The organism is Hahella sp. KA22 (genome assembly GCF_004135205.1).
Classification (GTDB): domain Bacteria; phylum Pseudomonadota; class Gammaproteobacteria; order Pseudomonadales; family Oleiphilaceae; genus Hahella.
Genome location: NZ_CP035490.1, coordinates 37606 through 51653, shown reverse-complemented (window position 1 = coordinate 51653; position 14048 = coordinate 37606). Strand labels below are relative to the sequence as shown.

The window sequence follows — 14048 nt, the reverse complement described above, 5'->3', positions numbered from 1 at the left end:
AAGCTATTTGTCCGCCGGATTCATAAATTATAGCTCTTAAGGCTTTGTGTTGATCGTTTTTTGTACTTATCGGGCGTTTGGATCTGGCCTGGACGCGAAATCTGGCGCTGGTCCGGATATTGCTGTAAGCCCCCTTTGATTCAACCCGCGCCAGCGCCGGCGATCCCGGCATCGACGCGGCGGCGTATTGAGCGATCCTCACATACATACAGGAGCAGTAGATGTCCGTGCAGTGGCGTAAAGGTCTGGCAATCGTTGAGGGCTGCGCCCTCGTAGCCTTAGGGCTGGTGTTTCTCAACAGCTCGCACTTGCTGGTCAGTGGCGTCGCCGGGTGGGCGCTGATCATCGAGCACTGGATTCCCCTGAGTTTCGGCGGCCTGTTTTTCCTGCTGAATTGCCCCTTCTTTGTGCTTTCGTGGCTTACCTTGGGGCGCGCATTCACCTTTAAGTCGTTGGCGGCTATCGCTTTTGTCAGTCTGTTGAGCGATGCGCTGATGGCGTCGATTGCATTACAGGCCACGCCACAATGGCTGGCGGCCTTGATCGCTGGCGGCCTGATTGGCGCGGGGCTGACCTGGATCATGCGTCATGGCGCTTCCCTGGGCGGGGTGAATATTGTCGCGGTCTGGGCGGAGCACCGCTATGACCTGCAGGCGGGGCAGACCCTGTTTGCAGCGGACTGTCTGGTCGCTCTCGTCGGCGCCTGGGTGTTCAATGGCTGGGAGCTGCTGTGGTCCCTGATGGGATTTGTGGTGCTGAGCTGGGTGGTGGGGCGTTATCACAAGCGGGATCAGCAGCGGAGAGAGGAAGCTGAAGAGTGTGAATCGCCCAGTGTTGAGTTGGGCGCCAGATGATTCTTGCAATCATGGTTGTATAAACGTCGTTCAAGTATTAGGTCTTAGAGTCTATTTTTTATGGCGACGATTAGTCCGTAAAGCTGAGAAAAAACGGCGCTACCCTTTAATTTTCAGGGCTCTCGGCCGCAGATGGTGGCGTTGCAAGGACAGAAAAGCTATTATCGGCGGCCCAATAACCGCAACATCACTAGTATTTTGTCCATATGAACGCCAACACGGACGTATACCTCCGAGAAACCGACGACAGTTCCTTCGCCGCTCGCGTTATCAGCGAGAGCATGGCGGAATATTTCAATAAGTATGAAATGGAGTGGACGCCGGAACGGGTTTCGAAATACTGGGGCGACCACGAAAATTACGATATTTTCTACCGCGACGAAAAAGTCGGCGTATTGCGTCTGGCGTTTGATGAAGAAGCCTGCATCGTCCGCGACCTGCATGTGCTGCCGGCATACCGCAATCTCGGCGTCGGCAGTCAGGCCCTGCAAAGAGCCTTCACCGCCGCCTGGGTGCGAGAACTTCCCACGCTGCGCTTAAGAACCTTCGTCTGCAATCCCTCTAAAAATCTGTACAGACGCCACGGCTTCTCCTTGATCGATAGAAAAGACCATCTGATCGTTTTGGAAAAGAAAGTCGACTAGAGCGGGTTCGTAAAAGGGGCGGGCCTTAAAAACTTTCCTCCGCCCTTTCATCCAGTTCCAGCAGCAGCGATTCAATGCGCTCCCGATAATTCCCCGGCTCTTGCCAGAGCCCACGCTGCATGGCTTCCAGCAGACGCTCCGCCATTTCCTGCAACGCCTGCGGGTTATGTTCGCGCATAAAGGCCTGATTGGCGGCGTCGAAGGCGAGGGCGTCGCTGACATTGGCGTACTGGTAGTCGTCCACCAACCCTGTGGTGGCGTCATAGGCGAACAGGTAGTCGACGCTGGCGGCCATTTCGAAAGCGCCTTTGTAAGAGTGTCGCTGCATGGCGGCGATCCATTTTGGATTGGTCACCCGTGAGCGAATGACCCGGTTAAGCTCCTCTTTCAGCGTGCGTATTTTCGGCGCAGCGGGATTGCTGTGATCGTTGAGATAGACGCTGGGCGCATCCCCCCGCAACACGCTGACGGCATTGGTCATGCCGCCCTGGAACTGATAGTAATCGTCGGAATCCAGGATATCGTGCTCCCGGTTATCCTGATTTTGCATCACCACTTCCAGTTGGCCGAGGCGGTAACTGAACGCGCCGAAGGCCTCTTCTCCCGCTTCATTTTGACCGTAAGCGTAGCCGCCCCACTGCACATAGGCGCGGGCGAGGTCGTTGGGCGTTTCCCAGCAGCGCTCGTCGATCAGGCCCTGAAGCCCTGCTCCGTAGGCGCCGGGTTTGCTGCCGAAAACGCGGAACCCCGCCTGTCGTCTGGCTTCTTGCGCTGTTGCGCCGGCGGCCGTCAGTTGCGCCTCCCGTTCCCGGATATGACGTTGAATGAGATTGCTATCGCCGGGCTCTTCCAGTTCCGCCAGTTTTTGCACGGCGGCGTCAAACAGCTTGATGACATTGGGGAAAGCGTCGCGAAAGAAACCGGACACCCGCAGAGTCACGTCCACGCGGGGGCGGTTCAGATAGAACGCCGGTATGATTTCGAAGTCCACCACACGATGAGAGCCGGGCGCCCACACCGGTTTCACGCCCATCAGAGCGAAGGCTTGCGCGATATCGTCGCCGCCGGTGCGCATGGTGGCGGTGCCCCAGACCGACAGACCGATTTGCCTGGGGTAGTCGCCGTGCTCCTGCAGGTGGCGCAGCACTACTTGCTCCGCTGACGCCTGACCCAGTTCCCAGGCGGTTTTGGACGGAATCGCGCGGCTGTCCACGGCATAGAAATTACGCCCGGTGGGGAGCGTGTCCAGACGTCCGCGCGTGGGTGCGCCGCTGGGGCCGGGAGGCACGAAGCGTCCCGCCAGCGCGCGCAGGCTGTGTTGAATTTCGTTGTCGGCGCTACGTTGCAACGCAGGCTTCAGTACGGTTTGTATGTAAACGAGCAGGGCGCTGACGCTGGGCAGGCTGTCGCGCAGCTCGATTAACGGCGCGTCACTCAGCACATACTGCTCAACCAGTTGTTGCGCATAAAGCTCCAGACGTTCCCGCGTATGCTGTTCCGTACGCCAGACTGACTGCAACAGCGCGACCAGAGGCTGCGGCCGTGCGCCTCGCCAGAGGCGGGCTTGTGGTTGCAGTGGATCGAATGCGTCATCGCCATTGACGGACATCTGCAGATCCGCCGCCAGCGCATGCAACAGGCCGCGATCATCAGGCTGCTCGCCACGGGGCAATCGCACCAGCGCTGTCAGGGTGTCGCGCATCTGCATAGGCTCCGGCAGTTCTCCCAGACAATGCAGGCCATCGCGGATCTGCGCTTCTTTGATGTCGCAGAGGTAAGTGTCCAGTTCCTGCAGTACGGCGTTATCGTCCGAATCCGCGCCTGCCTGGGGCAGTTCCGTCAGCACATGGGCGCTGCGGGCTTTTTGCAGAATTTCACGACGCAGGTGATTTTCTCGACGCGCATCCAGGCCCATGGCCTGATAATACTCATCCACCATGCGCTCCAGTTCCGCCAGCTCGCCATAGACTTCCGCCCGGGTCATGGGCGGCATCAGATGGTCGATGATCACCGCCTGGGCGCGGCGTTTGGCCTGCGCGCCTTCACCGGGATCATTGACGATAAAGGGATAGATATGCGGCATGGGGCCAAGAGCAATGTCCGGCCAGCACTGCTCTGACAGGGCCACGCCTTTTCCCGGCAGCCATTCCAGATTGCCGTGCTTGCCCACATGCACGATGGCGTCGACCTCATAGGCGTGGCGCAGCCAGAAATAGAAAGCCAGGTAGCTGTGAGGCGGGATCAGGTCGGGATCATGGTAATTAGCGGCGAGATCCATGTTATAGCCCCGCGCAGGCTGAATGCCGACGAAGGTTTCCCCCAGGCGGACGCCGGACAGCATCAACCTGCCGGCGCGACATTTGGGATCCTGCTGTGGCGCGCCCCAGCGCTCCAGTACAGCCTGTCGACAGCGCTCCGGCAGGCGATTGAAGCTGGCTTCGTAGTCCGCCAGGGCCATGCTTTGCTGACAGGGAAGCAGTTCAAGGGTATCCGGATTATTGGTGACGGATGACTGCAACAGTTCGATCAGCGCGGCGGAGTTTTCCGGAATATCCGACACCGGGTATCCCGCCGCCTGCATGCCTCGCAACAGGTTCAGGGTGGAACGCGGTGTATCCAGGCCGACGCCGTTGCCGATGCGGCCGTCGCGCGTCGGGTAGTTGGCGAGCACCAGCGCAATCCGCTTATGGGCGTTGGGCTTGGCGCTCAGACGGCTCCAGCGCAGCGCCAGTTCCGCGACAAAGCGGGCGCGTTCTTCCTGCAATACATAACGCACTACACTCAACTGACAGCGTTCGCTGTAATGATCGGAGTCTTTGAATCCCACGGCGCGGGTGATGATCCTCCCGTCGAGTTCCGGCAGCGCGATGTGCATGGCGATATCCCGGGAGCGCAGGCCGCCGCTTTGTTCACGCCAGTCCGCTTCGCTGCTGGAAGCGAGAATCACCTGCAAAATAGGGAGGTCGACGCTCAGTGGGTGGGCATAGTCAGTGGGCGTTGATGACAGAGACGCATTGCCGGCGCTTTGCAGCGCGAAAGCGGTGGTGTTGAGAATCACTGTCGCCGCGCTGCGTTGGCACAGCAGGTCCACCGTCTCCAGGCAGACCGTCTCTTTCAAGGAGGCCACCGCCAGCGGCAGCGGATTCAAACCCTGTTCCTGCAGTACGCGAATCAGGCCGTCGAACATTGCGGTGTTGGCTTCCTGCAGGTGACTGCGATAGAACAACAGCAGGATAGTGGGCTGGTCCGCGCGCCACTCGTTGCGCCAATCCTGCAGGGTGGCGTCGGCGATTGCCGGGTGATAAATCAACGAGCGCGGAATGACCTTGGGCTCCAGCCAGGGAAGTTCCTGACCAAAAAATACTGTCGCAAGATAACGGAAAAGCTGTTCGCTATTGCCGCGCCCGCCTTCACGCAGATAGCGCCAGACGCGGCGAGCGCAGACGACGTCGACGTTGCCGCTGTTCAGCAGTTGCTGGTCTTCGCCATCATCGCCAGGAACCACAATCAATGTGCGTCCGGGACGCTGCGCCCAGTCCTGCAATTGCTCCAGTCCATAGGGCCAGTAAGACGCGCCGCCTAGCAGCGACAACACCACGACTTTGGCGTGGTCCAGCACCTGGTCCCGGTAGAGGTCGAAAGCCGCCGGCTTGCTCAGGTGCATCCAGTTGGCGAGGCGCAGGCTGGGATAATCATCCGGTAGCGTCTCCGCCTCCTGGGCGAGCAGCGCAAGCGCGCCGTCCGCCGCAGTGAGAATCACCAGATCCGCTGGCGTTTGTTGCAGATCGACGATGCCTTCGCCGTCATTGAAACCGCCTGGTTGCGCCGCCAGCAGATGCATGGACTCAGACTTCCGCCGCGCTCAGGGCGTCACGTAGAGCGGAGGCGTCAATGCCCTGGCCGATAAACACCAGGCGGGTTTTACGGTCTTCGTCTGCGCCCCACAGGCGGTCGAAATAGTGGGCGATACGGTCGCCCACCGCCTGCACCACTTGGCGCATTGGTTTATCGCCGTTGGCGACGAAGCCTTTGACCCGATAGATCGTATTGGCGCTGATGAGGTCGCGGGTAATCGCCAGGAGCTTGTCGCTGTCCACGGCGCCCAGGGTAATGACGCAGGAGTCGAAATCGTCATGGGCGTGGCGGTGGTGATGACCGTGATCATGGTGATGATCATGATGGGTGTGAATGGCTTCGATGCGCTCTTCCGTCGCCGCTTCCAGCCCGATCAGCACTTGCGAATCCACCTCGCCATTGGCGACGAACAGCGTTTTCACCCGCTCAGGCAGCTTCGCCTGCACCAGTTGCAGCGCCTGTGCGCGGGCGTTTTCATCAAGGCAGTCGCTCTTACTGATAACCACCAGATCCGCCGAGCTGAGCTGGTCGTCCAGCAGCTCCTGCAGGCTGGGGTTGTGATCGAGGCTGTCATCCGCCAGACGCTGTTGCTCCACCCGTTCCGGGTCGTGAGCGAAGCGGCCTGCCGCCACAGCCGGGCCGTCCACCACGGTAATGACCGCATCCACGGTGCAGAACTGTTTGATGTCCGGCCAGTTGAACGCCTGCACCAATGGTTTGGGCAGCGCCAGACCGGAGGTCTCAATCAGAATGTGGTCGATCTGGTCGCGGCGCTCCACCAGCTTCTGCATTACCGGCAGAAATTCCTCTTCCACCGTGCAACAGATACAGCCGTTGGCGAGTTCGTAAATGCCGGATTCCGTTTGCGTGGCGGCGTTGTCGTCGCAATCCAGCGGGCAATTGCGCAGGAGGTCGGCGTCGATATCCAGCTCGCCGAATTCATTGACGATCACTGCGATGCGTTTGCCGTTGGCTTGTTTCAACAGATTGGACAGCAGGGTGGTCTTGCCGCTGCCAAGAAATCCAGTGACGACAGTGGCGGGAATTTTATTCAGTTGCACGTTGGGGCCTCTTGCAGTGTTCCTTAAGATGCGGCGGCGCGAACTCCGGCGCCTCGATTAATCTGCCGCATTCTGCGCCAAATCTCCCGGATTTTCATCCTCTTAGAGTGGGTGAGCGCGGATCGCCAGAGGAATAAATGCGTATGGAGACAAGCCGGACAGCGGGTAGCGTTTGCTGCGCGTTATTATTAATCAGGCAGACAAATAGCTTCCTTCTATTTGTCTGCAACGACAGGGCCTGCATATGTCAGGCCCTGTCTCCCGCGGCTTAACGCCGCGCAGGCGCGTCCATGCGCCTGATGATTAACATGCCAATATCATTGCCATGTTAATATCTCGCGCCCAGTGAATGACGACCGGCGTGGCGGGAGCGTATTGACTTTACCGCCGGAGATTTACATCTTTAGCAAACTTAACCTTGGAAGCGTTAAGCGTCGAAAGGACCTGCCTGAAAAGGATGTGATGTGAACGCTACTGCGATTGTTCGTATTCTCTGTACGCCGCTGGCCTGGGTGGCCGGTGTCCTCTATGGCGCGTTACTGGCGCTTATCTACTACAACCTGCGCGTCGAGTGGGGATGTGATCCTGAAATGTATGGCGGGGGCGATTGTCTGGCGGAAGGCTGGGACGCTTGGCCGGGACAGGTAAGGTTTGTCTGCGCCGGGTTGGTGGGCGCTTGCGCGGTTGTCGCCGCGACCTTTATTGCCCCCGCCTGGAAGCGCAGCGCTTCGGCGGCGGCCAGCGTGGCGGGGGGAGGTTTGATGTATCTGTTGTTGGGCATTTATGCGTTGGCCGGCGCTCTGGCGTGCGGCGCGATTGCCGGCGTGATCTACGACGCCTTGTCACGGCGCAATAAGGCGCCCAAGTGAAAGAATACTCCCGTTTGTGGGAAAGTCCCCGCGTGCAGGGCGTAGAGTTGCTTTCCGCCGCGTTTAACCGTTTCTCATTTAGCAAACACTGGCATGACCAGCTTGCCGTGGGCGTTATTCTGCAAGGCGCTGAGGGACTGGATTATCGCGGCGATAAAGTGGTGATTCCCTGTGGCCAGATCGTCGCCATCAATCCTGCAGAGCCGCATACCGGCTTCGCCGCCAGCGATGGCGGCTGGCGCTATCGCATGTTCTATTTCGAAGAAGCCTTGCTGCGGGAAACGCTGCGTGAGCATCGTAATGGTTTCTCGCCCTTTCTACGGGGGCCGGTGGTTGACGATCCTGCTGTCTTCTCGTTGTTGCTGGAACTGCATCAGGCGTTGGAGACAGAGAGTTTTTCTCTGGCTCAGGATTCATTACTGACAGCAGCGCTGCATCAGCTTTTCCAGCGCCATGGCGATGGCGGCGAAGTAGAGACGAAGCGCGCTCAGGACCTGCAAGGTTGTCTTCGGATTCGCGATTACCTGCACGACCACTGGCGTCGCAATGTCGCCCTGGAAGAGTTGGCGGGGCTGACCGGCATGAGCCGCTTTCAGTTGATTCGCGCCTTCAAGCAACGCTTTGCGTTGACCCCTCATCAATTTCTGATATTGCTGAAAACCCGTGAAGCCAAACGGCTGATGGAGGCCGGTATGGAGCCGCTGACGGCGGCTTTGGAATGCGGTTTCTTCGATCAAAGTCATCTGCATCGCAATTTCAAGCGAGTGTACGGCGTGACCCCCGGCAGTTTCGCCAAACGCAATTTCGTACAAGAACCACAAAGCCCTCTCGTCATAGATTAGATCTCGTTGTTGGCCGCTCCGCAAAATTGTGGAGGCCGGCTTTGGAGTCAATGCAGGAAGTAAACCTATGTCGTTAAGCTTTATTGCGGCCTGGCTGGCCGTCATGTTCCCCCTTGTATTCAGTCCCGGCCCCGCCAATGTGGTGTTCGCCGCTTCCGGCGCGCAGTTGGGCGTTAAGCGCTCATTGCCCTTGATGGCGGGAATCGATCTGGTGTTTCTTCTTAAATCGTTGCTGGTGGGGTTTGGCCTGGGAGCGGTGATGCAGGAGTATCCGCAGAGCTACGCCATTCTGCGCACCGCCGGCGCCTGTTACCTGTTCTATCTGGGGTACTGTTTTTTCCGTCCGGCGCTGTCTGGAGACCCGACCGCTCCCAAAAAGCTTGGCTTCAAAGATGGCCTGATTATCCAACTGCTCAACGCCAAAGGGTGGGTGATGGTGGTCCTGATGTTTTCTTTGTTTGGCGCTCAGGGCGAAGAGGCGACGGCGCGGGCGCTATGGCTGGCGGCGATGCTGGCCTGTCTTAATATCTGTACTCATCTTGCCTGGATCGCTGCTGGCGCGGTGCTGGTGAAACGACTGACTGGCGGCCTTGGCCAGCATGTGCAGGCGGTTTTGTTCGGCGGCGGGTTGATCGTTGTCGGCGTCTGGTTACTCCTGGGTTGACCTACCCTATCTTGCACCCGGCTTCGGCCGGTTTTTTTTATTAATCAGGTAGACAAATAGCTTCCTTCTATTTGTCTGCAACGACAGGGCCTGCACATGTCAGGCCCTGTCTCCCGCGGCTTAACGCCGCGCAGGCGCGTCCATGCGCCTGATGATTAACATGCCAATATCATTGCCATGTTAATGTTTGGCCTCTTTAATCGGGGCGTTTTTATTTTCCCACGACGGGTTTTCGCCACTTTCATCGCTTTCATTTCTTTGGCGCGCAATGGGCGTCACCCTCCATTGCTCCCAGCGCCAACCTTTTCATGCATAGAGTTTTGGAGCAGATAATGGAAGAAGTATATAAAACCCCGGAATCCTCCCTTATTGACGGCCGCAATAGCCGGAAGCCCGTCGGCGATTACCGCCTGTATAAGTTGCCTGCAGTAGGGCTGGCGACGTTCTTCGGCACTATTTTGGCCGGCGGTATTATCCTTTCTCACAACTTCAAGCAGCTTGGTCGGGAAGACATGGCCCGCAACGCGTTGGTCTTCTCATTTTTGGCGCTGGTTGTGGTCTTCGGATTGGCTTTCTTTGTGCCGGATATTCCTGGCGTCAACGTGGTGTTCACCGTCGTACAGTTGGTGGCGATGATGCAGATCGCCAAAAAGTACCAGGGAGATGATGTCGAACATCATATGGCGAATGGCGGCTCCATGATCTCGAATTGGGCGGCGTTTGGTATTTCGCTGCTGGTGTTGGTTGTCGTGATTGGTTTGTTGTTTGGCGTTGGCATGTTGCTGCCGTATTGATCAAATAAAACTTGTTCGCAATATAAAAGAACGCCCGGGATTAGCCGGGCGTTTTCGATTTAAAGACTGGCGGGCTGCAGCGTGAACTTGCGTCTGCGATGCAGGGTGGCGAACGCCAGCATCAGACCTGCCAGTCCCAGCAGCAGCCACTCTTCAGGCTCAGGAACCGGAGACGCGCTGAACATATCCATGGGGGCGCTGAAATCTTCCTGACCGGTCTCCACTTCGCGATCGAACCGATCCGCCTTTTGCTCTGCTTCTTCCAGCGCTTTTTTCTGACGCTCTTCCACCAGCACAATCATGGAAGAATAGTCCGTCACCATGTGTTCTGCTTTGGCGATGGCGTGCAATTGGTCCAGCACCTGGACATCAGTGGTGTCGCGGCTCTGCGCCAGATACTCCAGCCAGCGGCGCGCGGCGATAGCGGAGAAGAAGTCCTCCCCGCTTTGCGCGCCGTTTTTATCCGCCTCGGCGCTTGTGTTTTCATCCGTGTACCAAAGGTAGTGAGGGGTGATGGCGAACAAGCCGTCTTCCGTTCGTCCTTGCCGCAACTGGTGGGCGACGATCGCCTCCTGTAGCGACTGGGCCACGCCGCCATGGCTCTGTTTAAGCAGATCCAGTGTCTGGTCGTGATAGGCGTAAGCCAGAGCGCCGCCCAGGTGAACCAGCCATACAGGCGGCATCTGGGTGGCTTTGAATGAGACCTGGGACTCCTGTTCATAGCTGCCGGCGTCGGTCAGCAGCATCACCGCGTCATAATCCTGCTTAGCGTTTCTACGCCAGACGGCTAACTGGTTCATGGGCAGACTGTCGCCATAAAACTCTTCGGCTGCCGGCAGGTTTTTCATGGGCTGGCAGCGTGTATGGCACAGAAAAATTTCGTGGGCGATATCGAGTTGTTGTAGTTGCTTCAACGCTGCCGCTACATTTTCCGTCTGCTCGCCCATGCTGTAGGAGCCATCGATAAGAATGGCGTATGGCGTCGTTGATGCCTGGATATCCCATTGCGCATCAGCGCCGGTGCGGGGAACGGCGCGAACGCGCTGGCCAGCGACGACGGCGTCATGCTGATTGCGCGGGGCGGTCGCTGACATCGGCGCGGTAGCGGGAAGCCACGCATCCTTTTCAGTATGGAGTGGTTGGTCGTTCAAAGTACGTTGAGTCTGATCGCTCCAATAGGCGTTGCGCTTTTCCAGCAGCTGAGGCAACGGCCAGGCGCCTTGGTCGTCCATGGTGGTTTTATACTCCAACGTTAAATACATCGGTTTGACCTCGTAGTCCGTACCCAGGCGCAGGCCCATGGAGCGATTGTACAGGGCGCTACGAGGCGGAACGGGAAAAGCGCGCAGGCGATATTGGCGAGGGCCGACCTGCTCCAGCAAAGAGGGGTCGATGCGTCGACTCACTTCGTCGTTGTAAACCTGTTGCGCCGCGCCGCGAGGCGCCACAGCGTAAACAAACTTGTCCAGATCTTCCGCATCGTCGCTCAGCCATAGGCCTGTCAGCGCGGTCTCTTCCGGCAGACTGAAATGGAATGTGACCTCATGATTATCATAGGTCTGGTTCTCCAGGGTTTGCACTATGCGAATGCGTGCGCTGTCGTCTTGCGGCTCGACAGTGATCGCCATGTTAGTGATCAACACATGTTGGTTTAGCGCATCCACCAGTCCCGCGACGGAGCGGCCCCGGTCGAAGGTGGCTTTGAGGGCGTTTAGAATCGCCTCTGGTTCTCCTTTTTCGATAGGCTGATCAAAGAACTTTTGGTAGTAACGGGCGGCGCGCTCTTTATCCTCGCGGAAGTAGGCGCCATCGTAAAGAAAGGGCGTCGCCAAAAAGTTGAAGATGGCTTGAGACCCTTTCGCCAAAGCATGGTCCGCATCGTCAAAAGCGCCCAGGTAAGCGTTATACACGGCGCCGTTTCTCTCTGTAGTTGATAGATAACGATAGGGCGCCAGATAGGCGTTGATCAGTCCTTTGCGCAGGGCGTCGTGCTCTTCTCGGGGGATACTGGGGATCGTGTCGCCAGGTCTGAATTGCTGATCCAGAAACGCCATGCGTTCAAATGCTTCCTGTTGCGGCTGCTGATTCAGGACGGCGAACAGGATGGCGTTCAGCCCCAGTATTCCCGCTGCGATGGCGCTGGCTTTGGCGCTCCCAAGACTGGCGTCCGCGATGCGCCATTCACGCAGAAATTCCCGGAGGTAAAGGAAAATCAGCATAAAGGGGAGCGCCAGAAAGACCACGCACGTCGACAGGCCGCATACCAGCGCTACCAGGAGGAGTAGATAGTTAAAAATATTACCCATGTGGCGCAGGTTGATCTCTCCCAGTAATTCGAAGAATCCCGCAGTGGCGGGAAGAAAGAACGGCGCGAGCAGCAACGCGCAATACAGACCGGTCAACAGCATGGTCATGGCGAGACAGAGTCGCAGCCACGAGGGGAAACGGGTGTGGACTCCGCCCCACAGGCAGGCGAGATAGGCGAAGAGCGCGACTAGGATATTGATCAGCACATGCGTGACGCCTGGATTCAGTTCGCGCAGCAGGAACATCGTGCTCAGCATGATAAAGATGATGGGCATTTCCACGCCGTAAAACAGTTTTATCAGCGCGGTGGGATTTTTCCGGAATCGCGTGAACCCCAGACCGATACAGAGCGCGGGTATCGCTACCAACAGGGTGGCGAACAATGCTGAGAACCCGCTGTGTAGCCCGATGAAGGCTCCGGTGATGGCGGGCATTGTGAAGTGAGGAATGATCAGGATGCCCGCAAGAACAGCGTAGGTCAGGTTCCAGAACCAGAACAGGAGGTAGCAGCAAACTGCTCGCCACACAGGTAACTTCTTATTTTCCATTGTCGCTCCGTTCAGCGCCGGAAGTCTCAGTTCCGGTCAGAATGTGTTGAACATGTTGGCGCAGTAAAGCTGTCGCCTGCGCCGCAAGGTCGGGGGAAATCATGCTGTTCCAGGCGACGGAAACCATCACCCAGGATTGCTCCGGCTCACTCCATGCGGAAAAGACGCGGGAGGAGTAATCCGCGGTCTGCCTGTCGGCGGACTGAAACCAATAGAATGCGGAGTGGGCGCCTTGATCGAGGCGCAGATATTTAATCTCGCTTTGATCCGGCAGCACCCAGGTTTTCTCATCATCAATGCTGACGCCCTGGGATCGATAGCAATTACGGGGATCATGCTGGGCTTTCCAGTAGCGGCTGTGAACCAGAATCAAACTGCCCTGCATGCCTTGCCAGGAAAAGTGGTATTTGCGGGCGGTGGCGGCGTTACGATCAAAAAATCCGGCTTCAATGTCGGATAAGGGAGCAGCCTGCGCGGCGAACTGTGGCGGCGCCGGCAGGTTGACCGATACGTCAGCCAGCGTCAGTTTCGGGTGTGGCGTGTAGCTGAGCAGCGCCAGGACCAGGAGAACCGCAATGGCGAGTTCCCCTTTATGACGCCAAACTGACGGTCCTGTCGAGGCGGCGCCAAAGAGCCGGGGGATAGATGATGGCGCATTGCTTTGGACCGCCGGAGGACGCGACGGAGCCAAGGTCAGAGCGAGCCAGGCCAGAGCGCAGGACAGCACGAATCCCAACGCGCCCAGAGCGGTATGAATATGATCCGCAACATGCGGCGCATCCAGCGCCAGATCGGTATACACCAGTGCGGTAATGCGCAGCGCGTTGAAGAATATCAGTGAGCCGATAAACAGCATCAGGACGGCTAACCAACGCCAGGACAGCGCCTTGCGCTCCAGCCAGGTGAGCAGCAGAAAAAAAATCATACCGGCCCAGATTCCCTTCAGGCCGCTGCAGGCAAGATCCACCACCGCCGCTTTGTTTTCAATCAGGATGATGGATTCATTGGACATGGGCGGCGCGCCCAGCGCTGAGAGTAAGTCGCCAGCCAGATCGGCGCACAGCAAGCGCAGGGGAAAGCCAAGGTAAATATCCAGATAACCTTCAAAGGGCAGTGCGAATATCAGCAATACGCAAGGAATCAACGCGCTGCGCCACAGGCTGGGGACGACATACAGGCCGAGCAGGCCGTAACCGGCGATGGTCATTAGCGTAGCGGAGAAGATATGAATGCCGGTGATGTATTCGTTGAGCAGATACGCCAAACAGCTGGTCGCCAGCAGAGCGAAAGGAATAAAGCGGCAATGAAACGCCAGCCCGTGGCCAGAAGTCGCTTTTCTCCTATAGGCATGAATCGCCACGCCGACCAATAACAGGCAGGCGATCACATGGAACTCGTTCTCCGGCGTCAGCATCTGGTTCCAGACCCAGGCGAGAACGGGGCTGAACAGCCACAGGAAAAGAACGGCGATAATAACGCGAACGCCAACGCGATAAAGCGGTGGGCTGAACAAGGATGTTCCGGTTAGGGCGTTTGACGGCATGCGTATCTGAAGGTCAGGACAGAGATATCAGTGAGGCATTATCTCTACTTAATCGGGCGAAAACCTA

At 57.8% G+C, this 14048-nt stretch carries 10 protein-coding genes; 6 read left to right on the top strand and 4 right to left on the bottom strand.

Annotated features, from left to right (window positions below):
• Positions 1–221: 221 nt before the first annotated feature.
• On the top strand, positions 222–854 hold the full coding sequence (locus EUZ85_RS00250; protein ID WP_127973951.1) for a YitT family protein: 633 nt from the start codon (positions 222–224) through the stop codon (positions 852–854).
• A gap of 206 nt (positions 855–1060) precedes the next feature.
• Entirely contained in the window at positions 1061–1498 is a 438-nt protein-coding gene (locus EUZ85_RS00245; RefSeq protein ID WP_127973950.1) for an N-acetyltransferase, read from the top strand.
• 25 nt (positions 1499–1523) lie between these two features.
• On the opposite strand, the gene cobN is transcribed toward EUZ85_RS00245, so the two are convergent.
• On the bottom strand, positions 1524–5339 hold the full coding sequence (gene cobN, locus EUZ85_RS00240; RefSeq protein WP_127973949.1) for a cobaltochelatase subunit CobN: 3816 nt from the start codon (positions 5337–5339) through the stop codon (positions 1524–1526).
• Positions 5340–5343: 4 nt separating this feature from the next.
• Positions 5344–6414: a cobalamin biosynthesis protein CobW gene (gene cobW / locus EUZ85_RS00235; RefSeq protein WP_127973948.1), complete on the bottom strand. Its 1071-nt coding sequence runs from the start codon at positions 6412–6414 to the stop codon at positions 5344–5346.
• Between the two features lie 464 nt (positions 6415–6878).
• On the opposite strand from cobW, the gene EUZ85_RS00230 reads away from it, so the two are divergent.
• The 4 genes from EUZ85_RS00230 (at position 6879) to EUZ85_RS00215 (ending at position 9583) form a co-directional block, all read left to right on the top strand.
• Entirely contained in the window at positions 6879–7283 is a 405-nt protein-coding gene (locus EUZ85_RS00230) for a hypothetical protein (protein ID WP_127973947.1), read from the top strand.
• The gene (locus EUZ85_RS00225; protein WP_241566913.1) at positions 7280–8125 is read left to right on the top strand and encodes an AraC family transcriptional regulator; all 846 of its coding nucleotides are present in this window, start codon (positions 7280–7282) and stop codon (positions 8123–8125) included. The genes EUZ85_RS00230 and EUZ85_RS00225 overlap by 4 nt, the downstream gene beginning before the upstream one ends.
• A 67-nt stretch (positions 8126–8192) precedes the next feature.
• Positions 8193–8789, top strand: a complete 597-nt coding sequence (locus tag EUZ85_RS00220; RefSeq protein WP_127973946.1) for a LysE family translocator — start codon at positions 8193–8195, stop codon at positions 8787–8789.
• A gap of 332 nt (positions 8790–9121) precedes the next feature.
• Positions 9122–9583 (top strand): hypothetical protein, encoded by a 462-nt coding sequence (locus EUZ85_RS00215; RefSeq protein WP_127973945.1) that lies wholly within the window; start codon positions 9122–9124, stop codon positions 9581–9583.
• 59 nt (positions 9584–9642) lie between these two features.
• On the opposite strand, the gene EUZ85_RS00210 is transcribed toward EUZ85_RS00215, so the two are convergent.
• Together EUZ85_RS00210 and xrtO are read right to left on the bottom strand one after the other, a co-directional pair.
• Positions 9643–12438 (bottom strand): TIGR02921 family PEP-CTERM protein, encoded by a 2796-nt coding sequence (locus EUZ85_RS00210; RefSeq protein ID WP_127973944.1) that lies wholly within the window; start codon positions 12436–12438, stop codon positions 9643–9645.
• Positions 12428–13981 (bottom strand): exosortase O, encoded by a 1554-nt coding sequence (xrtO, locus tag EUZ85_RS00205; RefSeq protein WP_127973943.1) that lies wholly within the window; start codon positions 13979–13981, stop codon positions 12428–12430. Before xrtO ends, EUZ85_RS00210 begins: the two co-directional genes overlap by 11 nt.
• Positions 13982–14048 lie beyond the last annotated feature (67 nt).

What these genes read in the sequence shown, in the direction of transcription:
- EUZ85_RS00250 (WP_127973951.1), top strand. Translation starts at nt 222, where the DNA reads ATGTCCGTGCAGTGGCGTAAAGGTCTGGCAATCGTTGAGGGCTGCGCC.
- EUZ85_RS00245 (WP_127973950.1), top strand. Translation starts at nt 1,061, where the DNA reads ATGAACGCCAACACGGACGTATACCTCCGAGAAACCGACGACAGTTCC.
- cobN (WP_127973949.1), bottom strand. Translation starts at nt 5,339, where the DNA reads ATGCATCTGCTGGCGGCGCAACCAGGCGGTTTCAATGACGGCGAAGGC.
- EUZ85_RS00220 (WP_127973946.1), top strand. Translation starts at nt 8,193, where the DNA reads ATGTCGTTAAGCTTTATTGCGGCCTGGCTGGCCGTCATGTTCCCCCTT.
- EUZ85_RS00215 (WP_127973945.1), top strand. Translation starts at nt 9,122, where the DNA reads ATGGAAGAAGTATATAAAACCCCGGAATCCTCCCTTATTGACGGCCGC.
- EUZ85_RS00210 (WP_127973944.1), bottom strand. Translation starts at nt 12,438, where the DNA reads ATGGAAAATAAGAAGTTACCTGTGTGGCGAGCAGTTTGCTGCTACCTC.
- xrtO (WP_127973943.1), bottom strand. Translation starts at nt 13,981, where the DNA reads ATGCCGTCAAACGCCCTAACCGGAACATCCTTGTTCAGCCCACCGCTT.